The organism is uncultured Sneathiella sp., from assembly GCF_963973085.1.
Lineage (GTDB): Bacteria > Pseudomonadota > Alphaproteobacteria > Sneathiellales > Sneathiellaceae > Sneathiella.
Genome location: NZ_CAXAXA010000002.1, coordinates 267116 through 290249, shown reverse-complemented (window position 1 = coordinate 290249; position 23134 = coordinate 267116). Strand labels below are relative to the sequence as shown.

At 53.2% G+C, this 23134-nt stretch carries 20 protein-coding genes and 4 tRNA genes; 7 read left to right on the top strand and 17 right to left on the bottom strand.

Going from position 1 to position 23134, the window contains the following annotated elements:
* Positions 1 to 2: 2 nt before the first annotated feature.
* The 11 genes from rpoB to AACZ19_RS05455 all read right to left on the bottom strand — a co-directional run bounded on the left by rpoB (position 3) and on the right by AACZ19_RS05455 (position 9318).
* Positions 3 to 4100, bottom strand: coding sequence for a DNA-directed RNA polymerase subunit beta (rpoB, locus tag AACZ19_RS05505; protein ID WP_339632721.1), 4098 nt, complete (start codon positions 4098 to 4100; stop codon positions 3 to 5).
* A 275-nt stretch (positions 4101 to 4375) separates the two neighbouring features.
* Complete coding sequence (rplL, locus tag AACZ19_RS05500; RefSeq protein ID WP_339631920.1) at positions 4376 to 4756, bottom strand: 50S ribosomal protein L7/L12; 381 nt, start codon at positions 4754 to 4756, stop codon at positions 4376 to 4378.
* A 59-nt stretch (positions 4757 to 4815) separates the two neighbouring features.
* Entirely contained in the window at positions 4816 to 5325 is a 510-nt protein-coding gene (gene rplJ / locus AACZ19_RS05495; protein ID WP_339631918.1) for a 50S ribosomal protein L10, read from the bottom strand.
* A 274-nt stretch (positions 5326 to 5599) separates the two neighbouring features.
* The gene (gene rplA, locus AACZ19_RS05490; protein WP_339631916.1) at positions 5600 to 6292 is read right to left on the bottom strand and encodes a 50S ribosomal protein L1; all 693 of its coding nucleotides are present in this window, start codon (positions 6290 to 6292) and stop codon (positions 5600 to 5602) included.
* Between the two features lie 4 nt (positions 6293 to 6296).
* Complete coding sequence (rplK, locus tag AACZ19_RS05485; RefSeq protein ID WP_339631914.1) at positions 6297 to 6725, bottom strand: 50S ribosomal protein L11; 429 nt, start codon at positions 6723 to 6725, stop codon at positions 6297 to 6299.
* Positions 6726 to 6811: 86 nt separating this feature from the next.
* Positions 6812 to 7342, bottom strand: coding sequence for a transcription termination/antitermination protein NusG (nusG, locus tag AACZ19_RS05480; protein WP_339631913.1), 531 nt, complete (start codon positions 7340 to 7342; stop codon positions 6812 to 6814).
* A gap of 4 nt (positions 7343 to 7346) precedes the next feature.
* Positions 7347 to 7544 (bottom strand): preprotein translocase subunit SecE, encoded by a 198-nt coding sequence (gene secE / locus AACZ19_RS05475; protein WP_293959282.1) that lies wholly within the window; start codon positions 7542 to 7544, stop codon positions 7347 to 7349.
* Between the two features lie 73 nt (positions 7545 to 7617).
* Positions 7618 to 7693 (bottom strand) — tRNA-Trp (locus AACZ19_RS05470).
* Positions 7694 to 7804: 111 nt separating this feature from the next.
* Positions 7805 to 8995, bottom strand: coding sequence for an elongation factor Tu (gene tuf, locus AACZ19_RS05465; protein ID WP_339631909.1), 1191 nt, complete (start codon positions 8993 to 8995; stop codon positions 7805 to 7807).
* Between the two features lie 105 nt (positions 8996 to 9100).
* Positions 9101 to 9174, bottom strand: a tRNA-Gly gene (locus AACZ19_RS05460).
* A gap of 59 nt (positions 9175 to 9233) precedes the next feature.
* Positions 9234 to 9318 (bottom strand) — tRNA-Tyr (locus AACZ19_RS05455).
* A 168-nt stretch (positions 9319 to 9486) separates the two neighbouring features.
* Between AACZ19_RS05455 and rlmB the strand changes: the two genes are divergently transcribed.
* Positions 9487 to 10335 (top strand): 23S rRNA (guanosine(2251)-2'-O)-methyltransferase RlmB, encoded by an 849-nt coding sequence (gene rlmB, locus AACZ19_RS05450; RefSeq protein ID WP_339631907.1) that lies wholly within the window; start codon positions 9487 to 9489, stop codon positions 10333 to 10335.
* A gap of 97 nt (positions 10336 to 10432) precedes the next feature.
* Positions 10433 to 10508 (top strand) — tRNA-Thr (locus AACZ19_RS05445).
* Between the two features lie 513 nt (positions 10509 to 11021).
* On the opposite strand, the gene AACZ19_RS05440 is transcribed toward AACZ19_RS05445, so the two are convergent.
* Positions 11022 to 12287, bottom strand: a complete 1266-nt coding sequence (locus AACZ19_RS05440; protein ID WP_339631905.1) for an amidohydrolase/deacetylase family metallohydrolase — start codon at positions 12285 to 12287, stop codon at positions 11022 to 11024.
* Between the two features lie 225 nt (positions 12288 to 12512).
* On the opposite strand from AACZ19_RS05440, the gene AACZ19_RS05435 reads away from it, so the two are divergent.
* Genes AACZ19_RS05435 through AACZ19_RS05420 form a run of 4 tightly spaced genes read left to right on the top strand, consistent with a single transcriptional unit; the run spans position 12513 to position 18607 of the window.
* Positions 12513 to 14891 (top strand): xanthine dehydrogenase family protein molybdopterin-binding subunit, encoded by a 2379-nt coding sequence (locus tag AACZ19_RS05435; protein ID WP_339631903.1) that lies wholly within the window; start codon positions 12513 to 12515, stop codon positions 14889 to 14891.
* Positions 14888 to 15715, top strand: a complete 828-nt coding sequence (locus tag AACZ19_RS05430; RefSeq protein WP_339631901.1) for an FAD binding domain-containing protein — start codon at positions 14888 to 14890, stop codon at positions 15713 to 15715. Before AACZ19_RS05435 ends, AACZ19_RS05430 begins: the two co-directional genes overlap by 4 nt.
* The gene (locus tag AACZ19_RS05425; protein WP_339631899.1) at positions 15712 to 16881 is read left to right on the top strand and encodes a 2Fe-2S iron-sulfur cluster-binding protein; all 1170 of its coding nucleotides are present in this window, start codon (positions 15712 to 15714) and stop codon (positions 16879 to 16881) included. Before AACZ19_RS05430 ends, AACZ19_RS05425 begins: the two co-directional genes overlap by 4 nt.
* Positions 16882 to 16936: 55 nt before the next feature.
* Positions 16937 to 18607: a DUF1116 domain-containing protein gene (locus tag AACZ19_RS05420; protein WP_339631897.1), complete on the top strand. Its 1671-nt coding sequence runs from the start codon at positions 16937 to 16939 to the stop codon at positions 18605 to 18607.
* A 10-nt stretch (positions 18608 to 18617) separates the two neighbouring features.
* Here AACZ19_RS05420 and AACZ19_RS05415 read toward each other — a convergent pair whose 3' ends face one another.
* Positions 18618 to 18965 carry a Rieske (2Fe-2S) protein gene (locus AACZ19_RS05415; protein ID WP_339631895.1) on the bottom strand — a complete coding sequence of 116 codons (348 nt, stop codon included), beginning with the start codon at positions 18963 to 18965 and terminating at the stop codon, positions 18618 to 18620.
* Positions 18966 to 18997: 32 nt separating this feature from the next.
* On the opposite strand from AACZ19_RS05415, the gene AACZ19_RS05410 reads away from it, so the two are divergent.
* Positions 18998 to 19744 carry a phosphoribosyltransferase gene (locus AACZ19_RS05410; protein WP_339631893.1) on the top strand — a complete coding sequence of 249 codons (747 nt, stop codon included), beginning with the start codon at positions 18998 to 19000 and terminating at the stop codon, positions 19742 to 19744.
* Here AACZ19_RS05410 and AACZ19_RS05405 read toward each other — a convergent pair.
* The 4 genes from AACZ19_RS05405 to AACZ19_RS05390 are packed head-to-tail and all read right to left on the bottom strand — an operon-like array spanning position 19741 to position 23039.
* Complete coding sequence (locus AACZ19_RS05405) at positions 19741 to 20457, bottom strand: ABC transporter ATP-binding protein (RefSeq protein WP_339631891.1); 717 nt, start codon at positions 20455 to 20457, stop codon at positions 19741 to 19743. The two genes, AACZ19_RS05410 and AACZ19_RS05405, sit on opposite strands and share 4 nt — an antisense overlap.
* Positions 20450 to 21208 carry an ABC transporter ATP-binding protein gene (locus AACZ19_RS05400; RefSeq protein WP_339631890.1) on the bottom strand — a complete coding sequence of 253 codons (759 nt, stop codon included), beginning with the start codon at positions 21206 to 21208 and terminating at the stop codon, positions 20450 to 20452. The genes AACZ19_RS05405 and AACZ19_RS05400 overlap by 8 nt, the downstream gene beginning before the upstream one ends.
* Positions 21205 to 22179, bottom strand: coding sequence for a branched-chain amino acid ABC transporter permease (locus tag AACZ19_RS05395; protein WP_339631889.1), 975 nt, complete (start codon positions 22177 to 22179; stop codon positions 21205 to 21207). The genes AACZ19_RS05400 and AACZ19_RS05395 overlap by 4 nt, the downstream gene beginning before the upstream one ends.
* Positions 22179 to 23039 (bottom strand): branched-chain amino acid ABC transporter permease, encoded by an 861-nt coding sequence (locus tag AACZ19_RS05390; RefSeq protein WP_339631887.1) that lies wholly within the window; start codon positions 23037 to 23039, stop codon positions 22179 to 22181. Before AACZ19_RS05390 ends, AACZ19_RS05395 begins: the two co-directional genes overlap by 1 nt.
* Between the last annotated feature and the right edge of the window lie 95 nt (positions 23040 to 23134).

Below are 23134 nucleotides of genomic sequence, written 5' to 3'. Positions count from 1 at the left end.
GATCAGTAGCCGATCTGCGAAAGCTCCACATTCAGGCACAAGGACCGCATTTCCTTGACCAGAACATTGAAGCTTTCCGGGATACCGGCTTCAAACGTATCGTCACCGCGAACAATGGCTTCGTAGACTTTCGTCCGACCTGCCACGTCGTCCGACTTCACGGTCAGCATTTCCTGCAGTGTGTACGCAGCGCCATAGGCCTGCAGGGCCCAGACTTCCATCTCACCGAACCGCTGTCCGCCGAATTGCGCCTTACCACCCAGCGGCTGCTGGGTCACGAGGCTGTACGGACCAATCGACCGCGCATGGATTTTATCATCGACCAAATGATGCAGCTTCAACATATAGATATAGCCCACAGTCACCTTGCGATCAAATGTCTCGCCCGTCCGGCCGTCGATCAGGGTTACCTGACCGGAGGTGTCTAGTCCGGCAATTTCCAGAAGGCGATTGATATCATCCTCCTTCGCGCCATCGAATACTGGCGTTGCCATGGGAACGCCATTACGCAGGTTGCCGCCGAGTTCGAGGAACTGCTCGTCGGACATGCCGGAAATCTTTTCCTCATATTCCTCGTCGCCATAAACCTCTTTCAGCTTCGCCTTCAACGGCGCCAGGTCACTTGAACCATGACGGATACGGTTCATGATTTCAGTAACCTGGGTTCCAATACCATGGCTGGCCCAACCCAGATGTGTTTCCAGAATCTGACCGACGTTCATACGCGACGGCACACCCAGCGGGTTAAGCACGATATCGACAGGTTTGCCATCCTCAAGATAGGGCATGTCCTCTTCCGGCAAAATCCGGGAGATGACCCCCTTGTTGCCGTGACGACCCGCCATCTTGTCGCCTGGCTGCAGCTTACGCTTCACCGCGACGAAGACTTTGACCATTTTCATCACTCCAGGTGGCAACTCGTCGCCACGCTGCAATTTATCGACCTTATTCTCGAAGCGCGCACGAAGTCCGCCAATGGCCTCGTCATACTGCTTCTTGAGCTGTTCGATTTTCTCCATCGCCTCGTCATTCTTGACGCTGATCTGCCACCAGACACCCGGGTGGAGATCCAGAAGTTTCTCGGACTTGATCTCTTCACCGGCCTTGAACTCACTTGGACCGGAGGCAACTTTTTCACCATTAAGCAATCCCTTGAGGCGGTCGTAAATCGTCCGCTCCAGGATCGCTTTTTCATCGTCACGGTCTTTTGCCAGATGCTCAATCTCATCGCGTTCGATGGCGAGCGCGCGCTCATCCTTCTCAACGCCGTGACGGTTGAAGACTCGCACCTCAACCACGGTTCCCGCAACCCCCGGCGGCAAGCGCAGGGACGTATCGCGAACGTCAGACGCTTTCTCGCCAAAGATCGCCCGCAAGAGTTTTTCTTCCGGCGTCATTGGGCTTTCACCCTTCGGTGTGATCTTGCCAACGAGAATGTCACCCGGCTGAATTTCCGCGCCCACATAAACGATACCGGCTTCATCGAGGTTTTTAAGTCCCTCTTCCCCGACGTTCGGAATATCACGGGTGATTTCTTCCGGGCCGAGCTTCGTATCCCGGGCCATCACCTCAAACTCCTCGATATGGATCGAGGTGAAGACGTCATCCTTAACGATCCGTTCAGAGATCAGGATAGAGTCTTCGAAGTTATAGCCATTCCACGGCATAAAGGCGACCAGCACGTTCCGGCCAAGCGCCAGCTCACCGAGATCCGTCGATGGACCATCACAAATGATATCCCCTGCCTCGACCATATCACCTACCTTAACCAATGGACGCTGGGTAATGCAGGTATTCTGGTTGGAGCGCTGGAACTTCAGCAGGTTATAGATATCAACTCCAGAGCGGCTAAGATCAGTCTCGTCCGTTGCCCGGATCACGATGCGGGTCGCATCAACCTGATCAACAATACCGGCACGTTTGGCCGTCGTCGCGACGCCAGAGTCGCGAGCGACCCGCTCTTCCATACCCGTGCCCACAAACGGGGCTTCGGCGCGGAGCAAAGGCACAGCCTGACGCTGCATGTTCGATCCCATAAGCGCGCGGTTTGCATCGTCATTTTCCAGGAACGGAATAAGTGCCGCGCCAACGGAGACCAACTGCTTTGGCGACACGTCGATGTAGGTCACGTCTTCCGGCTTGGCAACGATATATTCGCCCTGCGCCCGGCAGCGTACGAAATCCTCGGTGAACATACCGTTTTCATCCAGTGCCGCGTTGGCCTGAGAGATCGTGTGCTTGCTTTCTTCCATTGCCGAGAGATATTTGACATCCCCGGTCAGCTTGCCATTTTCGACGCGCTGATACGGGCTTTCAATAAAGCCGTATTTATTCACCCGTGCAAATGTCGCCAATGAGTTGATCAACCCGATGTTCGGCCCTTCCGGTGTTTCAATCGGACAGATACGGCCATAATGGGTCGGATGCACGTCGCGGACTTCGAAGCCAGCGCGTTCACGGGTCAATCCGCCCGGTCCGAGCGCGGACAGGCGACGCTTATGGGTAATTTCCGAAAGCGGGTTGGTCTGGTCCATAAACTGGCTGAGCTGGCTGGAGCCGAAGAATTCACGCACCGCGGCAGCTGCCGGTTTCGCATTGATCAGGTCATGAGGCATGACCGTATCAATCTCGACCGAGCTCATCCGCTCGCGAATGGCGCGCTCCATACGCAGCAGGCCAATGCGATACTGGTTTTCCATCAGTTCCCCGACAGAGCGAACCCGCCGGTTGCCAAGGTTGTCGATATCGTCGGTTTCCCCATGGCCGTCCTTGAGACGAACCAGCGTTTTTACGACTTCCAGAATATCTTCCTTACGCAGGACACGGACCGTATCCTCCACATCAAGATCAAGACGCAGGTTCATTTTCACCCGGCCGACAGCCGAGAGATCATAGCGTTCAGAATCGAAAAACAGCCCGTTGAAAAGCGCTTCCGCTGTTTCCTCGGTCGGCGGCTCACCCGGACGCATAACCCGGTAAATGTCGATCAGGGCCTGATCACGTGAACTACTCTTGTCGACGGCCAACGTATTGCGGATATACGGTCCGACATTCACATTGTCGATATCGAGAGTCGGAATTTCCTTGAAGCCCGCCGCTTCGAGCTGATCAATCAGCGCTTCTGTAAGCTCTTCACCGGCTTCAACAAACACCTCACCGGTTTTCTCATTGATCAGGTCTTCCGCGATATATCGGCCGACCAGATCGAGATGACCCACCAGCATATCTTTCAGGCCTTCATCCATCAGCTTCTTGGCGAGGCGCTGGGTGATCTTCGTGCCGGCTTCGGCGACGACTTTCTGGGTATCCGCGTCCACAAGATCGCGGATCAGACGACTGCCACGAACGCGATCAACATTGAACGGCGTGCGCCAGCCCTTTTTCTCCAGTTTGTAATCTACCCGATCATAGAAATAGTTAAGGATATCCTCATGGCTCATGTCGAGCGCCTGCAAGAGAGCCGTAACAGGCAGCTTGCGGCGACGATCGATACGAACATGTACAATGTCTTTTGCATCAAACTCGAAATCGAGCCAGGAACCGCGATAGGGAATCACGCGCGCCGCGAACAGAAGCTTGCCGCTCGCATGGGTCTTGCCCTTGTCATGATCGAAGAAAACGCCCGGGCTACGGTGCATCTGGGAAACGATGACACGCTCGGTACCGTTAATAATAAAGGTACCCTTATCGGTCATGAGCGGCATATCGCCCATGTAAACGCTCTGTTCCTTGATATCGAGGACAGATTTTGCTTCCGTATCCGGATCCACTTCGAAGACGATCAGGCGCAGCGTCGCTTTCAGCGGTGCGCCAAAGGTCATGCCGCGCTGCTGGCACTCTTCCTCGTCATACTTAGGAGCTTCGAACTCATAGGAAACAAATTCAAGGCTGGCTGTATCGGCGAAGTCCTTGATCGGAAAAACGGACTTGAAAACGGATTGAAGACCTTCATCGCCACGCGCATCTGGCGGCGTCTCCTTCATCAAGAACGCATCGTACGAGGTTTTCTGAACCTCAATCAAGTTCGGCATCTCAGTGGCCGCCTCGATACTTCCAAAGTTTTTACGAACGCGCTTGCGACCGGTGAACGACTGCAATATGCCCATGCCAAATCCCCGTATGTTTATTGGCCAACTAAAAAACAACCTTTATCAAAAAGGCTGCCTGCCGAATTCCCCATATCCGCACCGACAGACGGCGAAAGCGGGGTATCCGACAAATTTTCTTCCGGTTTGCGGACTACCGGAAAAGCCGCGTCGTTTAAATCCCGCCGGATTACCGCTTGCCTGCTTAGAAAGCGGCTGCGGGGAAGGCAGCAAAAGCCGCCTTCCCCGTTAACATTTCAGCTTCCCGAAGGTCGCCGCATCTGCGCCGCTTATTTAAGCTCAACAGTTGCGCCTGCGCTTTCAAGCTGTTCTTTGATCTTGGCTGCTTCGTCTTTGGGAGCGCCTTCCTTAACGGCCTTGGGTGCGCCTTCAACGAGGTCTTTTGCTTCCTTAAGACCGAGGCCGGTAATCGCACGAACCTCTTTAATGACGTTGATTTTCTTGTCGCCAACAGCGGCAAGAATAACGTCAAACTCGTCTTTCTCTTCAGCGGCGGCAGCTTCACCTGCACCACCACCAGCAGCAGCGGCAACAGCCACAGGTGCGGCAGCGGAAACGCCCCATTTTTCTTCCAGAAGTTTTGCAAGATCTGCAGCTTCCAGCACAGTCAGGCTGGAAAGGTCTTCGGCAATCTTTTCGAGATCGGCCATTGTACTATTCTCCTCAGGTAAACCTATTGGTTTCGTTTAAAATTAACTGGCTATTACATCTAACCCTGTTCGGCTTTCGCCGACAGGACACGGGCCAACTGACCTGCGGGAGCCTGAAGGACACCTGCGATTTTTGTCGCAGGGGCCTGAAGCAACCCGACCAGTTTTCCACGAAGTTCATCAAGAGATGGCAGGCTGGCAAGAGACTTGATCCCGTCAGGATCGAGCTCCGTTACCCCCATGGCACCTCCGATAACGATGAACTTGTCATTTCCCTTTGCATAGTCCGTGGCAACTTTGGGAGCCGCAACCGGATCGCTTGAATAGGCGATACCGACCGGGCCTTTGAGTTTACCGGACAGGGAACTGTAGTCCGTGCCGTCAAGAGCGAGACGCGCAAGCCGATTTTTAGTCACTTTGAAGCTGGCTCCGGCATCAAGCATCTTTACACGCAGGTCTGTCATTTCCGCCACAGTGAGACCACTGTATTCGGCGACAACAACAACCGCTGCCTCGTTAAAGACACCGTTTAGCTCGGTAACCACCACTTCTTTTTGCGATCGGTCCACTCGTCGTCTCCAGTGTTTGGAATGTCATAATTACGCAAGACATTCCGCTTACATTTGAACCTGACTTGCGTCGGGTCCGGTTAAACTGTCCCAGGTCCACCTGAATTGCTGACACGCAGCGAATTATTTAGCTTCCCTGTCTATGCAGGCAACGGTTTGCTTTTAAATTCCCGAAAAATAAATTTTCCGGGAACACCTGCAGTCTTGGACAGACGGACTGGCGAACCAGCCCGACACTTGCCGCACCGAAATGCGGCAAATTCGGTATTCAGCGTTAGATCACATCGCCGATTTCAAGCTTCACGCCGGGGCCCATTGTCGAGCTGACAGCGATCTTCTTGATAAATGTTCCTTTTGCTCCGCTTGGCTTGGATTTCGCAACTGCTTCAACAAAGGCCTTGATATTCTCGCTCAAGGCTTCCTTCGTGAAGCTGGACTTACCAAGGCCGGCGTGAATAATACCGGTCTTTTCAGCCCGGAATTCAACCTGCCCGCCTTTGGCGGCCGCAACGGCCTCACCAACGTTCGGCGTTACCGTTCCCAGCTTCGGGTTTGGCATCAGGCCGCGCGGACCCAGCACCTTACCGAGGCGACCGACAACGGCCATCATATCCGGCGTTGCAATGCAGCGATCGAAATTCATTTCACCTGCCTGAATTTTTTCCATCAGGTCTTCCGCACCAACAAGATCCGCGCCTGCGGCGGTCGCTTCGTCCGCCTTGTCACCCCGCGCAAACACAGCAACCCGGACGGACTTACCCGTGCCGTTCGGCAGCTGGATCACGCCACGAACCATCTGGTCCGCATGGCGGGGATCGACACCCAGGTTCATCGCGATTTCGACGGTTTCATCGAATTTCGACTTGGCATGGGTCTTGATGATGTCAACGGCTTCTTCAAGTCCGTAGAATTTCTCGCGGTCAATTACGTCGACTGCGGCTTTTTGTCTTTTCGTCAGTTTTGCCATGATCCTACTCCACCACTTCCAGGCCCATAGACCGGGCAGAGCCTTTGATAATATTCATAGCCGAGTCAATATCATTGGCATTCAGGTCTACCATTTTCGCTTCGGCAATTTCGCGAACCTGCGCAACCGTTACCTTGCCCGCGACTTCCTTGCTTGGCGTGCTGCCGCCTTTTTTAAGGTTGGCAGCCTTCTTCAGGAAATAGGACGCTGGCGGCGTTTTGGTAATAAAGCTGAACGACCGATCGGCATATACCGTGATAACGGTCGGGATCGGCATACCGCCTTCCATATTTCCTGTCGAGGCATTGAACGCCTTGCAGAATTCCATGATATTCACGCCCTGCTGACCCAAAGCCGGGCCAATGGGCGGGGATGGATTTGCCTGTCCCGCCGGGACCTGCAACTTGATATAGCCTTTAATCTTCTTTGCCATTTTAAACCCTCTTCATCTTAAGGGGCTGTGGTACGACCATGGCCGGCCTCCCACAACGATCCGCACCATGCGGAAATTTCGAATATTCAGTTCTTCTCGACTTGCGAATAGTCAAGCTCAACCGGCGTAGAACGTCCGAAAATGGATACCGAGACTTTCAGCTTCGCCTTTTCCTCGTCCACTTCCTCGACCTGGCCCATGAAGGTCGCAAACGGACCGTCACTGACGCGCACTTCCTCACCCAGCTCAAACGTGACCGACGGCTTCGGCCGTTCAATCCCCTCCTGCACCTGGTTGAGAACCGCCAACGCCTCCTTCTCGGAGATCGGCGTCGGCTTGTTACCATTCCCGAGAAAACCTGTCACTTTCGGCAGGTTTTTCACAAGATGATATGTCTCGTCATTCATTTCCATATGGGCGAGCACGTAACCGGGAAAGAATTTGCGCTCCGCATTGACCTTCTGGCCACGCCGCACTTCAACCACTTCCTCAACCGGTACCAGAACATCCTCGAACAGGTCTGCCATACCTTTGACAATGGCCTGTTCCTTGACGGATTGAGCGACTTTTTTCTCAAAACCCGAATAGGCGTGAATGATGTACCAACGTTTTGCCATGTGATCAGGATCCCAGGGACATGATTGTTTTAATGACGAACTGTATGCCGGTGTCTACCAGGAAGAAGAACATGGACGCCAGAAAGACCATGACAAACACCATCCCCGTCGTCACCAGCGTTTCCTTGCGGGTCGGCCATGTGACTTTCGAGGCTTCCTGCCGCACCTGGCGGATAAAAGCTCCTGGGTTTACCTTTGCCATAATTCTTCAAAATTCCTTCATCCGGTGAATGACCCGGCGGTATACAAGACTTTTACACATAGATCAACCAGATTGGCAGGAGAGGAGGGACTCGAACCCACAACCCCCGGTTTTGGAGACCGGTGCTCTACCAATTGAGCTACACTCCTCCGGTCTGAACGGGCAATCCCGGGTCGCCGAAATCAATTTCCGACGCCCGGGACTGACCATAATCTACATGTAATCTTTTCGCTGCCGAAAACAAACGACAGCCATTTTCCTTATTCGGTTACGCTTGCGACGACGCCGGCGCCGACGGTGCGGCCGCCTTCGCGGATTGCGAAGCGCAGGCCTTCGTCCATGGCGATCGGTGCGATCAGCTCGACATCCATCGTCACATTGTCACCCGGCATCACCATCTCCGTCCCATCGGGAAGCGACACAACACCCGTCACGTCCGTCGTCCGGAAGTAAAACTGCGGACGATAGTTCGTGAAGAACGGTGTATGACGACCGCCTTCTTCCTTCGTCAGGATATAGGCTTCCGCCTTGAACTTCGTATGCGGGGTGATCGACTTCGGATGCGCCAGAACCTGGCCACGCTCAACATCCTCACGCTTCGTACCACGCAGCAGAACACCCACATTGTCGCCCGCCTGACCCTGATCCAGGAGCTTGCGGAACATCTCAACGCCTGTGCAGGTCGTCTTCGTCGTCGGACGAATGCCGACAATCTCGATCTCCTCGCCAACCTTGACAATGCCGCTCTCAACACGACCCGTCACAACCGTCCCACGACCCGAAATCGAGAACACATCCTCAATCGGCATCAGGAACGGCTTGTCAATCTCGCGTTCCGGCTGCGGGATCGATTCATCAACCGCCGCCATCAGCTTCAGGATCGCTTCCTTGCCAATCGCATCATCCCGGCCTTCCAGCGCCGCAAGCGCCGAACCGCCAATGATCGGAATGTCGTCACCCGGGAAGTCATACTCAGACAGAAGCTCGCGGATCTCCATCTCGACAAGCTCGATCAGCTCCTCGTCATCCACAAGGTCAACCTTGTTCATGAACACAACAAGCGCCGGAACACCCACCTGGCGGGCCAAAAGAATATGCTCCCGTGTCTGAGGCATCGGGCCGTCGTTCGCAGAAACAACAAGGATCGCCCCGTCCATCTGCGCCGCACCCGTGATCATGTTCTTCACATAGTCAGCATGGCCCGGGCAGTCCACATGCGCATAGTGACGGTCCGCCGTCTCATACTCAACATGGGCCGTCGAAATCGTGATCCCGCGCGCCTTCTCTTCCGGCGCCTTGTCAATCTCGTCAAACGCAAACGACTTGCCGCCGCTCGCTTCCGACAATACCTTCGTAATCGCCGCCGTCAGCGTCGTCTTCCCATGGTCAACATGACCAATCGTCCCAATATTAACATGCGGCTTACTACGATCAAATTTCTCTTTGGCCATTTTCCGTCGTCCCGAAGCAATAAATTACACAGCCCGAAAACACCGAAAATCCATTTTCCGGCATTCACAATTTCATGGCCTATTTATATCGCGCTGACCAGCGCTTGGAGCGGGTGAAGGGAATCGAACCCTCGTATTCAGCTTGGAAGGCTGCTGCTCTACCATTGAGCTACACCCGCCTTATCACGCATCAGTCGATGTCAGCTCCCGCGACATCTTATATATTTCAACATGCAGATGGTGGAGGGAGTTGGATTTGAACCAACGTAGGCATAGCCAACGGATTTACAGTCCGTCCCTTTTAACCACTCAGGCACCCCTCCGCGCATGCATCAGGCCCCCGGCTCGCACCGAAGGTGACCGGCACTATCGAAAATTCCCAAATAAAGTCAACCGAAAAAGAGCAAATCCGACTGATTTGTTCAATTTTTTTCGACTGCATTGGAAATGGCGACTTGTTGCAAGATACGAAGCGCAATATAAGCAACGCCATGTCAAGAAGCAAGCCAGCAAATAGGCGGAGCAGCAAACCGCAAAGGGATACGGCTAATTCAGGCCGCAAGAACCCGCGTTCATTCCGCCAAGGGAACGCCGCAACCTCCCAAGATAGCTGGCTTTACGGCGATCATGCTGTCATGGCCGCCCTCGCAAATCCAGCACGCAAGGTTCGCCGACTTGTCATGACTTGGGCAAAGCTCGAAGCCCTGGATATCGACACGCGAGGCGGAATTGAAGAAATAGTTGCACCAGAAGTGGTCGACAAGGACGCAATTACCGCATTGCTGCCTGAAAATGCTCTTCATCAGGGTATTGCCCTCCTACCCACCCCCTTGCCGGAAGTGACGATTGCAGACCTTCCGGACGCCATTGCATCTATACCGGTTGTCGTTGCCGTCCTTGATCAGGTAACGGACCCCCATAATGTCGGGGCTATTTTGCGATCCGCCGCGGCTTTTAATGTAAGCGCCCTGATCATGCCGGACCGACACTCTCCGCCTGTCACGGGTGTTTTGGCGAAAGCGGCCTCCGGTGCACTGGAAATGGTTCCGATCATTCGTGTCGGGAATTTATCCCGCGCCCTGGACCAGCTGGCGGAAACCGGGTTTTGGCGAATCGGCCTTGACGGCCATGCAACAGGGGAGCTGGAGCAAGTCGCCGACAAGTTTCAGAAGATCGCCATTGTTCTCGGCGCGGAGGGAAAAGGGCTTCGCCAGCTGACCGCTCAGAAATGTGATCTGATCGCCAAATTGCCGATCAGCCCCCGGGTCGAGAGTCTCAACGTCTCCAACGCCGCAGCGATCACCTTTTATGAACTGACACGTGGCAAACGAAGCTGCTAATTATCTACTAGAATCAGCGCGGCAACACCCCGCAAAAAAAACTTAATTTTTTACTTGTCGAAGCTCGGCAAGCTGACTATTTTGCGCGGCACCATAGGCCGCTATAGCTCAGCTGGTAGAGCAGTTGATTTGTAATCATCAGGTCCCGGGTTCGACTCCTGGTGGCGGCACCACATAAGCCCTTGAAAACACATCGTTTTCGAGGGCTTATCTGTTTCAAAACCTTTCCCCACCTTTCCACATGGCACAAATATTCCTTGAGGTGACACTTAGGATTAACCGGAAGGGGATGCGGGATACAGCGGGATGTGACGGCATATATCGGGATGACAATCAAATTATGCGGCGGCTTATACTTACTCCTCGGCGTTTTCCCGAGCACGAATGATTTCCCGCCATCCCAGTAACAGGGCGCCGGACAGAATAAAGATCGCCCACAGAGCGCCGTCCAAATAAAACTTGCAGCAGCACAGGCGCAAAGCATCGTAAGCGCCGAACGAAGCGGGTTCATGGTCCCTGTGTTAAAAATGGCAGGAGTCAATCTAGACGTTGGTCACGAAAATTGGGCCATTTAATTTCCGCTAACTTGCCAAGCAACCATATGTATTTGCAGGCGCCCGCACGTCGTGTTTGCTGACGACCTAAATCCGCGTCAAGTCTCGCGCCAGCTATGTATGGAAAAACGGTTAGGCGACAATAGCCGCCGGTACAAAAGCCGAATTTGCGTCAAACTTCTCGCCGCCGCGAAGGCAAAAAGCGGGGCGTATCAATTTCTCAGCTGTCACATTCTCACCGCTGTTATCGGAAAGCGTAAACCGACCCGTTTCAATCTTGAGGACTGAAATATCCGCCTCACGGCCGACGGCAATAGAACCTAGCTCTCCCTCCATTCGCAACAACTTGGCAGGATTACAGGTAACCATCTCAATCACCTTCTCCAAAGGAACACCTAAATGTAATAGCTCCGACATGGCGATCGTCAGGTTAAATGGCGCTACGCCAGAGAACGGATTTGCCGCCCTCTCCGACTTGTCGGTGGCATCGGGAATTGTAACATTGTAGCCATGCATATCCGCCCCGAGCGTGAAAGGCATAATGCCCGCATCCAGAACCCGGCGAGCAACGTCGAAACTGAAATGAGATCCATGACCGACATCTACGAGAATCTGCTTCTGACGAACGGCTTCCAGCAGGATCGGATGTATCTCCCCCTCGCTTGAGACGAAACCGCCGGGATGTCGGGTAAAAGGATGAGCCAGCACGTCCCCTTCCTTCATGATGGGCAACAACTCACGGATCAGTTCTTCCGAAGACGGGATAGGCGCACTGCTGCTTGTCGGCCACAACTGGCCCAGATGGATATAGAGCGGAAGGTCAGCGGCGGTCGCTATTTCCTGCCCGATCTTGATAACCTCCATCCCCCAGCGGGATTGGCCCCCAATCTCAGCATGCGCCTTAATACCTTTAACAAGGTCCCGGTTTACCTTTGCTGCGGTGATTGTATGTTCTGCATTGACGCCGTTGGGCCCATACAACTCAGGATACAGATGCCCCTCCAGCCCGCCAACGAGGTAGGCTGATAAAAAGGCAAGGACGCGACTGGCGGATGGTTCTGCTATGAATTTCCGGAATCCGCCGACCGTCATGCAACTCGGGCCGCCCTGATCAACCAGGGTTGTCACTCCAGAGTAAACACCAACCAGATCAGGAGACAGTCCAAATTTACCAGTGACATGCTCATAAACATGCGCATGGGTGTCGATCATCCCCGGTATGACATGATGATCTGTCACATCTATCCGCTCAATTGCTTTCTCGGATTTCAGACTAGCATCCACCGCGGCGATCACACCATCACGAACCCCGACGTCGTAAGATCCATTCAATCCGGTAACTGGATCAATCAACGTCCCGTTTTCCAATACGACATCAAATGGTTTCAATTCGTTCATCGCTGGTGTCCCTAATCATTTTCACTGGATTTAAAGAGAATATATCCCGCAGCGCACAATCGGAAAAGCAAAAAAGTTGTAATAGCAAAAATTATATCTACAATTATTTTTGAAATTCTATTATTGTGATGTTGTGCGGCGCAGCATTTTGGCGGCGGGAAGTTTGAAAAATGCCCTTCTAACTAATCCAGATGCCGGATATGAAGGCCATTGGGAAAGGTTGCAATGAGTAACGATCAAGGAATAAAGGAAGGCGCGAAAGGTATTGGTGCGCGCCTTATACGAAAAGAAGATGATCGCTATCTGAACGGCAAGGGGCGCTATATCGCCGATATGCGAATGCCCGGTATGCTGGAGCTTGCCTTTCTGAGAAGTCCGCTAGCTCATGCCCGAATTACATCGCGAACCAAACCTGATGATACTGAGGAAACCGTCTTTTTTGCTTCTGACCTTAAGGGAGTTTCGGGAATCCGTGCCGTGTCCGGTCTTCCCGGATTTCGCCCGTCGATCCAGCCCATACTCGCAGAGGACAAGGTTCGCCATGTCGGGGAGCCTATTGCCGCATGCCTCGCATCAAACCGCGCCCGCGCCGAAGACCTGACAGAACTTATTGATATCACATTTGATGAGTTGTCGGCGGTCCACGACATGACCAAGGCGCGCGATGCCAATGCTCCCTTGTTGCATGAGGATTGGGATGAAAATTCATTTCTGGAAAGCAATGCCGACATCAATTTCGACGCGGCCATTGCAGAGGCAGATGTAATCGTAAGTCGAAGCTTCAAAACAGCGCGCCAATGCATGGCGCCAATTGAAGGTCGTGGTCTGATCGCATGGTGGGATCGAAATCTGGAAATCCTCACCCTTCATTCCGCAACTCAAATGCCCCATATTGTTCGAACCGGACTCGCGGACTGTCTCAATATGGATCATGGACAAATTCGCGTGATTGCACCGGATGTCGGCGGCGGTTTCGGATATAAGGGCATACTTCTGGCGGAAGAGGTTTGCGCCTGTTATCTTGCCATGAAGCTGGATCGTCCTATCCGGTGGATTGAAGATCGCAGAGAGCATCTGACCGCAGGGGCAAATTGCCGCGAACATAGTTACGAAATAACCGGCTATGCAAAAGCGGACGGGGAATTGCTGGCGGTGGATTGTACCGCCATCGTTGATTCCGGTGCTTATTCCAGCTACCCCTTCTCCGCCTGCCTGGAAGCAGCGCAGGTTGCCAGCATCCTGCCCGGCCCCTATATCATGCAAGGATACCGCTGCAAAACCTGGTCGGTGGCAACAAACAAGCCGCCTATTCTGCCATTCCGCGGTGTAGCGCGAACCGGTGTTTGCTTCGCAATAGAGGTGTTGCTCGATGGAATAGCTCGGGAACTTGAAATTACACCCGAAGCCATCCGGGCGCGCAATTTGGTCCAGCCGGGACAAATGCCGTTCACCAACATCACAAACAAATTCTTTGATAGTGGCGACTATCCCGAAGCTCTGAAACGTGCTGTTGCCGCCATCGATATGGCGGGTATCCGGGAAAAGCAGCAAAACCAAAATGGGCGCACCCGGATTGGCGTCGGCTTGTCTATCTTCTGCGAACAGGGCGCGCATGGAACATCCGTTTATCATGGCTGGGGCATTCCGATGGTACCTGGCTTCGAGCAGGCAACAGCCCGACTCACACCCGATGGCGGCCTTGAACTTCGGGTTGGCGTACACAGTCATGGCCAGGGCCTCGAAACAACGCTCGCGCAAATTGCCAATAGCGAAATCGGAATTGATCCAGAAAAAATAAAGCTGGTTCATGGCGATACGGCCTACACCCCATACTCCACTGGCACTTGGGGATCACGCTGCATCGTAATGGCGGGCGGCGCAGTGGGCACCGCTTGTGAGTCGCTGGGCGAGCGCATTCGCAAAATAGCGGGTCATTTGCTTCAGGCTGATCCGGAAAAAATCATCCTTGAAAACGGCATGGCCTTGAGTGGCAATAGCGCCATCAGCATTGAGGATGTAGCCCGCACCTGGTATCTGAAACCGCAGCTCCTACCCGATGATGTGGACCCACGAGGATTGGATGTTGTCGCGGGTTATAAAACAACAAAAGACACCGGCACGTTTTCCTACGCCTGCCATGCGGTAAAAGTGGAAGTTGACATGGATCTTGGGCATGTCCGACTGCTGGATTACGTCATCGTCGAGGATGCCGGCACGATGATAAACCCGATGATTGTTGATGGACAGGTCTATGGCGGCGCGGCACAAGGTATCGGCACGGCCCTGTTTGAGGAAATGTGTTTCGATGACTCCGGTCAGCCACTTGCCTCAACTCTTGTGGATTACCATCTGCCGCTTGCCTCCGATATACCGGATATCCGCATTGAACATATGGAAACTCCTTCCCCGCTGAGCCGGTTCGGCCAGAAGGGAATCGGGGAAAGTGGCGCCATTGGTCCCCCGGCGGCGATCGCCAATGCAATCAATGATGCCCTCGCCCATATTGGCGCAGAAGTCGCGCAAGTACCGATGACTCCGGAACGGGTTTTGGAGGCTATTGCGAAAGTGGAGCCTCCCGCAAGGCGAGCGGGAGGCGCAGCATGAAGCCCGTCTTGTTTGACTATGCCGTAGCTCAATCTCTGAACGATGCCCAAAGCGCTCTTCAGAACGGACAGAGTAAATTCGTATCCGGGAATCAGTCCCTTGGGCCAATGATGAATTTACGTTTAGCCCGGCCTGCCGCGTTAGTTGATTTGTCTCAGCTACCGGAATTGTGCAAAGTTGAAGAACATGATGGCTATATTCGGTTTGGTGCCGCTATTACTCATGCCGAAATCGAGGATGGGGTGGTGCCGGATCCAACCGGCCACTGGATGCGGGACGCGGCTGCGAACATCGCCTATCGCGCAGTCCGCAATCGCGGCACGATCGGAGGCAGCCTCGCCCATGCTGATCCTGCGGCAGACTGGGTGATTGTATTGACCGCGCTTTGTGCAACAGTCATCGTACGGGAGCCCGGGGGCAATTCTCCTCCGCTCCAAATCCCAATGGAAGAATTCATTATCGGGCCCTATAGCACCGCCCTTAGCCCAGAGGATATTCTAACTGCCGTCGATGTTCCTAGACCGGGAAACGGGGCACGCTGGGCCTATTGGAAATATTCTCGACAAGTCGGAGAATTTGCCAAGGCAAGCGCAGCTATCCTGATTGATCCGGCGAACAATCGAACGCGAATAGCAATCGGAGCACTAGGGCGACAACCTGCGCTGTTGCCTAACCCTCAATCACTTCTGACGGAAGCGCAAACTCCGTTGGAAGCCTTGGCAGAGGCGATACCGGATCAACCTGCAGACGCCCTGCATATGCATACCGTAGCCTTATCTAGAGCCCTCGACCAGATTAAAGACTTTGAGGAGTTTTCCACATGACCGATACGACTGTCGATCTTACCGTCAACGGCAGGCCGGTTTCTGAAAAGACGGAATCGCGCACACATTTGGCTGATTTCCTCCGGGAAGACCTGTTGCTGACAGGCACGCATCTGGGGTGCGAGCAAGGTGTCTGCGGCGCCTGTACGGTGTTTGTTGATGGACGACCGACACGATCCTGCATAACTCTCGCTGCCGCCTGCAAAGGCGCAAATGTGCAAAGTGTCGAAGGGTTTGACGACGATCCGCTGATGCAGGCTTTGAGGGATGCCTTCAAAAGACATCATGGTCTGCAATGTGGCTACTGCACACCGGGGATGCTCGTCACCGGCTATGACATTGTCCGGCGGCTTCCCAACGCCGATACGGCGCGCATCCGCAAGGAGCTATCTGGCAACTTATGCCGCTGTACAGGTTACGCCGGAATTGTTGCCGCAATTGCCGATGTGCTGGAAAACAATCCACCCTCCGCGCGCGTTCAACCCCACGCGAGGTTGCGGCAATACCCTGATGAAAGTGCGGCTGCGGCATTAGAGAAAAATTCGAAGATCGCGCCCGTCTCTTCGTCAAAGTTTGCTGATCCAGCGGATATCCCGTCACGCCAATCACTTGCCAACGCACCCACTCTCTCTCGGAGGCTGACCTTTGATGTGTCACCATCCAGAATATGGGAAATACTGTCGGACCCAGAAAAGATTGTTTCCTGTATTCCGGGCGCGCGACTTGACAATGTTGCTGATGATGGACTGTTGCAGGGACAATGTGCGATCTCCATGGGGCCAATAAAGGCTGCGTTTACAGGCGTCGCTCGGATGGAACTCGACGAAATGAGCAAGACTGGTGAGGTTGTTGGTCGCGGCAAGGACGGCCTTAGTCGATCCCAACTGGATGGTGCACTTGATTTTCAGATCACAGACCACGCCGAAGGTGGATCGGAACTAAGTCTGGATATGCAATACAAACTTACCGGACCGTTATCGCAATTCAGTCGACCTTCACTCGTCGCCGAGATCGCAGATCGTATCCTCGATCAGGTCGCCGCCTCTATTGAAGCGAAGGCGGAAGGGAGAAATCCGGAACTTATCGAAAATGCTGACCTGAACGGGCTCTCCCTGCTGACCTCAGCTTTTTTAGGATGGATCAAAAAAACCTTGGGGTTTCGTTGATTGTGATTCAGTCTTATAAAAAAGTAACAATGATAACAGTTCAACGGTCAAGTTCATGAAACCAGATAACACGCTAGCAACATCCTCCGATCCCTGGCGAAATGGATCCCTCACCTCTCGCCCCGGCGTGTTGATACGTCGGTTACACCAAATCCATACTGCCCTTTTTGCACTTGAATGTGGTGAGCAGAATATCACGCCGGTGATGTATTCGGTGTTATCTGCACTCCAGCAATGCGGCCCTGTGGACCAGACAACCCTAGCCAAGGCCGTGGCAATCGATAAAACAAACATGACCGACATTCTTGATCGCCTCAAGAAACGTGGCCTCATCAAGAGACGTGTTTCCAGCAGCGATAGACGCGTCCGCCTCACCTCGCTTACCGAGGACGGAAAGAACATGCTGGACTTGCTGGATGAACGGGCACAGCGGGCGCATGAGCGAACGATTGAGAGCCTTGCTCCGGAAGACCGCCCCCGCCTCATCGAAATGATGACCCAGATTATCAACGCGCATAGTCCGGATGCAGAAGGGCAAACTCCATCTACTGCTCCCCACGATAATGGCTCAGCAAGTTTGGCCCGTTCCTCCGCCGCGACACAAGTATCTTATAAAAAGCTGATAGCTGTCATTCCGGCGCTGACGCGTATTGCAAAACTTAAGGAAATGCTGCCGAACCTGCCAGATCGAACATTGCTGCACGCGGGCCCTCCCTTTCGTAATCTGGACCAGCTTCCCAGGCCAATGATCAATTCATTGATTGCCGCAGCGAAGCTTGAGGGCTGGGCCGCAGACGAGAAAGAGGCCCTTTCCCAACTACAAAATGGGACGCTACATCTACGTCCGGCGCAGGATTTCGATGTGGTCACTCCCCTCGCCTTTGTTGTCGGCCCCTGCGCTTATTCCCTGGAAGTCAAGGATATGGCTGCACCAACCCGTCGACGTTTCTCCCCCCTGAATGACGGACCTCTTCCTTATGCGTTGCGGCTGGGAAACGGGCATCCGGACGGACATAAACTCTTGCATCGGCTGACAGAACATATCGGACCCGAGCTGGCAGAGATGTTGTCCGAGCCCATCCCGCTGTTACCCATTCTAGACCACGGTCTTTGCAATGGCGATGACCTGCATGGTCAAGTCGCCGCGGCGCAGGAGCGAATACGAACCTATTTCCCGGATTCAAGCGACCCTGAAACGTCCGCTTATCTGGCATCCGCCAATCAGTTTTGTCTTAACATCATTATGGCGGCAGCATCTCTTATGATCGGCGCGGGTTCAGGGGATACTAACAGCAATATGGTTGTTGCGTGCGGCGGGAATGGACAGGAAATTGGGTATAAGCTGGCCTCAGATCCGAAGACATGGATAACGCGTCCGGCTGCGCCCCCAGTGGGACCGAAGTTTCCCGGACAAGAGGCCGCAAGCGCATTGCAAGCAATTGGCGATAGCGCCGTCATTGATGCCCTTGGGTTTGGGGCTGCTTCTTTACGCAAATCACCCAGCCTAACAGATAGCTATCGGGGACATATTCATCCAGACTACCTTACAAACGCCGCCCATGCGCCGTTTGTAGGACCGCATCCCGCCTTGTCGGATAGCAGCTTAATGCTCGGTCTCGACCTGGCCCGGCCCCGAACATGCCTTGGAATTAACCTTGGTATGGTAGAGGCAACAGGGAAAAATGGCCTGATCGGGCGCGGTGTATCACCCTGGCCCGAGGATTAATGGGGTGTTCTCAGTCTTGCCCGGCCTTGACCGCCAGAGGATACGCCAGCAAGACCACTCCTGCTTTAATGCGAACGCGGTATTGGCGCAGCGCTGGCAACTGCCAACCGGGACCACATGTACCGTCATGAATATCGAAAGACGCCTTGTGCCGGGGACAGTGCAATGAGTCTCCCGCGATGGTTCCCTGAGACAATCTTGCAAATTGATGTGGACACAACCCCTGATAAGCCATGACATCTTTCCCAAATTTAACCAGGATTACAACAGTATCCCCGACGATAACTTCCAGTGGTCGATCGGAAGAAGTATCGGCAATATTGGCAACTTCATGCCATTCAAACTTATCTTTCATCATCATACTGCCGGATTCGAAAAAGAGTTCCTGACATGACCCAACGGCCACCTGCATCACCTGACTATACCATGCCGACGACACATTTCTGGCAGGAATTGATCTCGGCCACTGACCCAAAAGCAATGCAGGAACCGCCTTATCAATATGGATACCCTGCCATCTTACCAGACGGACGTGCATTGCTCCTACCCCTACGCAAACTTCCCGATGACACGCGAGCCGTTGCCTCCCTTATTGCAAATCAGGCCAGCTTTCCTGTAATTGCCGCCCTGTCTAAGGCAATGGTTCACATTGCGAGATCCTTCCATCCGGATCATATCGTCGGCTTGCCAACCCTGGGGCTTGCGTTCGCCCCGATGGTCGCAGAGGGGTTAGGGCATCAGAATTTCATCCCGCTGGGATATTCCCGAAAATTCTGGTATTCTGACGACCTTTCCGAACCTGTTTATTCAATTACCAGCCCGGACCGTACCAAGAAAATTTTCCTTGATCCGAACATGTTACCGCGTTTGGAAAAGAAGCGTATAGTAATCGTAGACGATGCCATTTCCAGCGGCTCAACGATCCTTTCCGTCCTAAAACTGCTGCATCGCCTCGATTGTGAAGTCATTGGTATCCTTGTTGCCATGCGACAGGGAATTAAATGGAAATCCACACTTGATCGCGAACATCCCAGGTCATCGGCTCTGGTCAGGAGTGTAATTGCGGCGCCCCTATTTGAAGTTGGCCCGGACGGATGGATGCCAATTACTGAAACAATTGATACCGATACTCCCTAGATCCCCATATAGGCTTCCTTTATTTTCGGATTGTCGCCGAGTTCATTTGTCGTGCCGGAAATCGAGACACGGCCGGTTTCAATGACGAACGCATGCTGGGCGATTTCAAAGGCCGTCATCACATCCTGCTCAACCAGCAGAATGGACAACCCGGCTTTATTGATTTCCAACAATGTCTCCCCCAGACGGTCAACAAGACGTGGTGCCAGGCCAAGGGAAAGTTCATCGATCATTAAAAGGCGGGGTTTTGACATGATACCACGCCCAATAGCGCACATCTGTTGTTCGCCACCGGACATCGTTGTTGCATCCTGTGTCGCGCGCTCCTTCAGAATAGGAAATAGATCATACACAAACTCAAGGTCTTCCCGGATCGCGTCACGGTCATCACGCAAATACGCCCCCAGCATGAGGTTATCCTGCACGGATAACCCCTTGAAAAGGCGCCGCCCCTCTGGCACATGAGCAATACCCGCTTTCAGGATTGCGTCTGGCAGCTTGCCTACTAATTCCTGCCCATCCAGCTTGATGCTGCCTGCTGTTGCTTTCACAATGCCGGAAATGGTGTTGAGCAACGTTGTTTTTCCGGCCCCGTTGGATCCAACTATACAGGCAATCTCACCCTTGTTGACCGAAACGGAAACGTCCCAGAGAACACGCACATCGCCATAGCCGGCCTGTACACCGCTGATTTCAAGGTAGGACTCAGACATGATGGGACTCCGCTTTCACACGCGCTGCAAATTTTGAACCGAGATATGCTTCTACCACCTGCGGATCTTCAATGACGGTCCGTGGATCACCTTGGGCAATCAGTTCCCCGTGATGCAGCACCAGAATTCTCTGAGAAATCGAAAGCACAACCTTCATCAAATGTTCAATGATCAGGATCGTGACACCGCGCGCGGCGATCTTGCGGATAAGCTCAAGTGCACCGTCAATCTCCGCGGCGTTCAGACCTGCATTCACCTCATCAAGCAGGAGGACTTTTGGTCGCATGGCCAGACTTTTGGCAAGTTCCAGACGTTTTCTATTGGGCAAGGCCAGCGAGGAAGCAGATGTATCTGCCACTGCATCCAAACCGACAAATTTCAATTCCTCTCGAGCCAGCGCTAGAGCGCCCTGTACGGAAACGGTTCCGCCACCGAACAGCGCCCCAGCTGCGACATTTTCCAGCACAGTCATATTCGGGAAAGGCTGGACTATCTGGAAGGTTCTTGCCAATCCGCGCCGCGCTGCCTGGTAAGCATGCTGACGGCTTACATCTTCCCCTGCAAAAACCACTTTACCGGATGTCAGAGAATGAACCCCGGTAATCAGATTGACCAAGGTTGTTTTTCCGGCCCCATTGGGACCGATCAGACCGATGATCTCTCCCTCTTTCAGACTGAAGGAAACGTCATTGACCGCGTTGATACCACCAAACTTTTTGCTGACATTTTCAAGCCTGAGAATTTCAGTCATGAGTTTTTCTCCACATGCTTAGCTTCTGCGCGCAACTGCTGCATCAATTTCGCATAGAGAGTACGATACTGGATTTTCAGCAGTCCGTTCGGCAGGAAGAAGATCAGGAAAACAATAATACCGCCAAGGATTGCGCGGTTCCATTCGAGAAAGTTGGCCCAGAATACTTCTTCGAGCAGAACAAAAACGCCGGCCCCCAAAACTGGACCAAGTAACGTGCCCGCTCCACCCAGGAGAACCATCACCGGCACCTTCACTGTTAAGAGAATAGAAAAGCTGTCTGTTGGGTCGATATATCCGACCCAGGAAGCATATACGGCACCGATTGCACCGCAGAAAACCGCTGATAGCGTATAGGCTACAATCTTGAAAGATGTGGTATTAACACCCACCATATCCGCGGCATCTTCGTTCTGACTGATACATTTCAGCCCGAATCCCAACCGGGAGCGATCCACATAAACCGACGTCAAGAACGCAACGACAAGAATTCCAAGCATGACATAAAGAACGAGAGCCGAAACTTCTTGCGGGTTACCCTGCAATAGAGGAACATTCAGGCCATCTCCACCGCCCGTCAGGCTTCCCCATGACGATGTGATCAGGCGCGTCAATTCCACGATCGCGATTGATCCGATGGCAAAATAATGACCTTTAAGGCGCAGGATAATTGTCCCAAGCAATGCCGCAAAAACACCAACGAACAAGGTCGCGAACATCCAGGCGACCACAAGTGGAATGCCATTTCGCTGTGCGATCGCTCCCGCATAGCAGCCCAACCCGAAAAAGGCTGCCGTCGAAAAAGATGGATAGCCGGTAAAGCCGCCGATAAAATTCCAGGAAACCGCCATAGCGGAGAACATAGCGATGGAGATCGCAATCCGGATTGTATAGTTATCGGCAAGTGTCGGCGTGGCGGCGATCATCGCGACCCAAAGCGCAAAAGCCCCGAAATATAGGAACTGCCTCATTACTCGTACCCCTTAACGCCGACAAGACCCGTGGGCCGCACAACCAGCAAAAACAACATGAGTACAAATCCAACGGTCGTCGCGTTCTGCGGACCAATCGTATAGCCAGCCACACTCTCAATCAGCCCAAGAGCAAGTCCGCCAATTAGAGCGCCGGGGACACTGCCCAAGCCGCCAATCACACAGATAACGAATGCCTTGCCCAGAAAAGTTCCGGTCAGATTTGTTGTTATGGGAAAAACCATGGAAAAAATAACCCCTGCCGCACCAGCCATAAAGGCACCGATCCCGAAGGTAATCGCATAAACATTGTTCACACGAATTCCCATCAAGGTAGCAGCCTGACGGTCCATGCGAACGGCGACTATGGCCCTGCCGATCTTTGATGCCCGCATCACTACGAAAAGCAAGGCGGTGAGCAACAAGGCCAGCCCCATGCCCATCAAACGATCAACCGGCAGATACATTTCCCCAAGATTTACCGTCCCCAGATCCAGCGTCACACGACGCGGCGTAGCGGTAAAAAAGACCGTCATCAGGTTGTAAAGGATCATGTCCAGACCAAAAGTCAGGGTCAGGGTTGTTAGCACAGGTGACATAACCACTTTGTTGATAAAGAAATACTGAAGGAGGTAGCCCAGACCGAACAAAGCAGTAGCAATTATTGGCAACAGGAAGACTGGGTTCACATTCGAATATTGCCATGCAAAGAAAGCAAGGTAACCGCCGAGAATAATGAAGGATCCATGAAGCATATTGATAATGTTCAGGACCCCCCATACCAGCGAAAACCCGATCGCAATACAGGCATAGAGCGATCCTAAGACTATGCCATTTAGTAGTATTTGAATGATATCCACTGTGATTGGTTCCCGGAAATGGTCTCAATTGGGCGAAATATACTGTTGCGGATTTCTGACGATCGGAGGCCGCAACTGTTCCCAGCGCCACCCCC

What these genes read in the sequence shown, in the direction of transcription:
- rplL (WP_339631920.1), bottom strand. Translation starts at nt 4,756, where the DNA reads ATGGCCGATCTCGAAAAGATTGCCGAAGACCTTTCCAGCCTGACTGTG.
- rplK (WP_339631914.1), bottom strand. Translation starts at nt 6,725, where the DNA reads ATGGCAAAGAAGATTAAAGGCTATATCAAGTTGCAGGTCCCGGCGGGA.
- AACZ19_RS05400 (WP_339631890.1), bottom strand. Translation starts at nt 21,208, where the DNA reads ATGACTGAAATTCTCAGGCTTGAAAATGTCAGCAAAAAGTTTGGTGGT.
- rplA (WP_339631916.1), bottom strand. Translation starts at nt 6,292, where the DNA reads ATGGCAAAACTGACGAAAAGACAAAAAGCCGCAGTCGACGTAATTGAC.
- secE (WP_293959282.1), bottom strand. Translation starts at nt 7,544, where the DNA reads ATGGCAAAGGTAAACCCAGGAGCTTTTATCCGCCAGGTGCGGCAGGAA.
- nusG (WP_339631913.1), bottom strand. Translation starts at nt 7,342, where the DNA reads ATGGCAAAACGTTGGTACATCATTCACGCCTATTCGGGTTTTGAGAAA.
- AACZ19_RS05410 (WP_339631893.1), top strand. Translation starts at nt 18,998, where the DNA reads ATGACCCAACGGCCACCTGCATCACCTGACTATACCATGCCGACGACA.
- AACZ19_RS05430 (WP_339631901.1), top strand. Translation starts at nt 14,888, where the DNA reads ATGAAGCCCGTCTTGTTTGACTATGCCGTAGCTCAATCTCTGAACGAT.
- AACZ19_RS05440 (WP_339631905.1), bottom strand. Translation starts at nt 12,287, where the DNA reads ATGAACGAATTGAAACCATTTGATGTCGTATTGGAAAACGGGACGTTG.
- AACZ19_RS05435 (WP_339631903.1), top strand. Translation starts at nt 12,513, where the DNA reads ATGAGTAACGATCAAGGAATAAAGGAAGGCGCGAAAGGTATTGGTGCG.
- rlmB (WP_339631907.1), top strand. Translation starts at nt 9,487, where the DNA reads ATGTCAAGAAGCAAGCCAGCAAATAGGCGGAGCAGCAAACCGCAAAGG.
- AACZ19_RS05425 (WP_339631899.1), top strand. Translation starts at nt 15,712, where the DNA reads ATGACCGATACGACTGTCGATCTTACCGTCAACGGCAGGCCGGTTTCT.
- AACZ19_RS05395 (WP_339631889.1), bottom strand. Translation starts at nt 22,179, where the DNA reads ATGAGGCAGTTCCTATATTTCGGGGCTTTTGCGCTTTGGGTCGCGATG.
- tuf (WP_339631909.1), bottom strand. Translation starts at nt 8,995, where the DNA reads ATGGCCAAAGAGAAATTTGATCGTAGTAAGCCGCATGTTAATATTGGG.
- AACZ19_RS05415 (WP_339631895.1), bottom strand. Translation starts at nt 18,965, where the DNA reads ATGATGAAAGATAAGTTTGAATGGCATGAAGTTGCCAATATTGCCGAT.
- AACZ19_RS05420 (WP_339631897.1), top strand. Translation starts at nt 16,937, where the DNA reads ATGAAACCAGATAACACGCTAGCAACATCCTCCGATCCCTGGCGAAAT.
- AACZ19_RS05405 (WP_339631891.1), bottom strand. Translation starts at nt 20,457, where the DNA reads ATGTCTGAGTCCTACCTTGAAATCAGCGGTGTACAGGCCGGCTATGGC.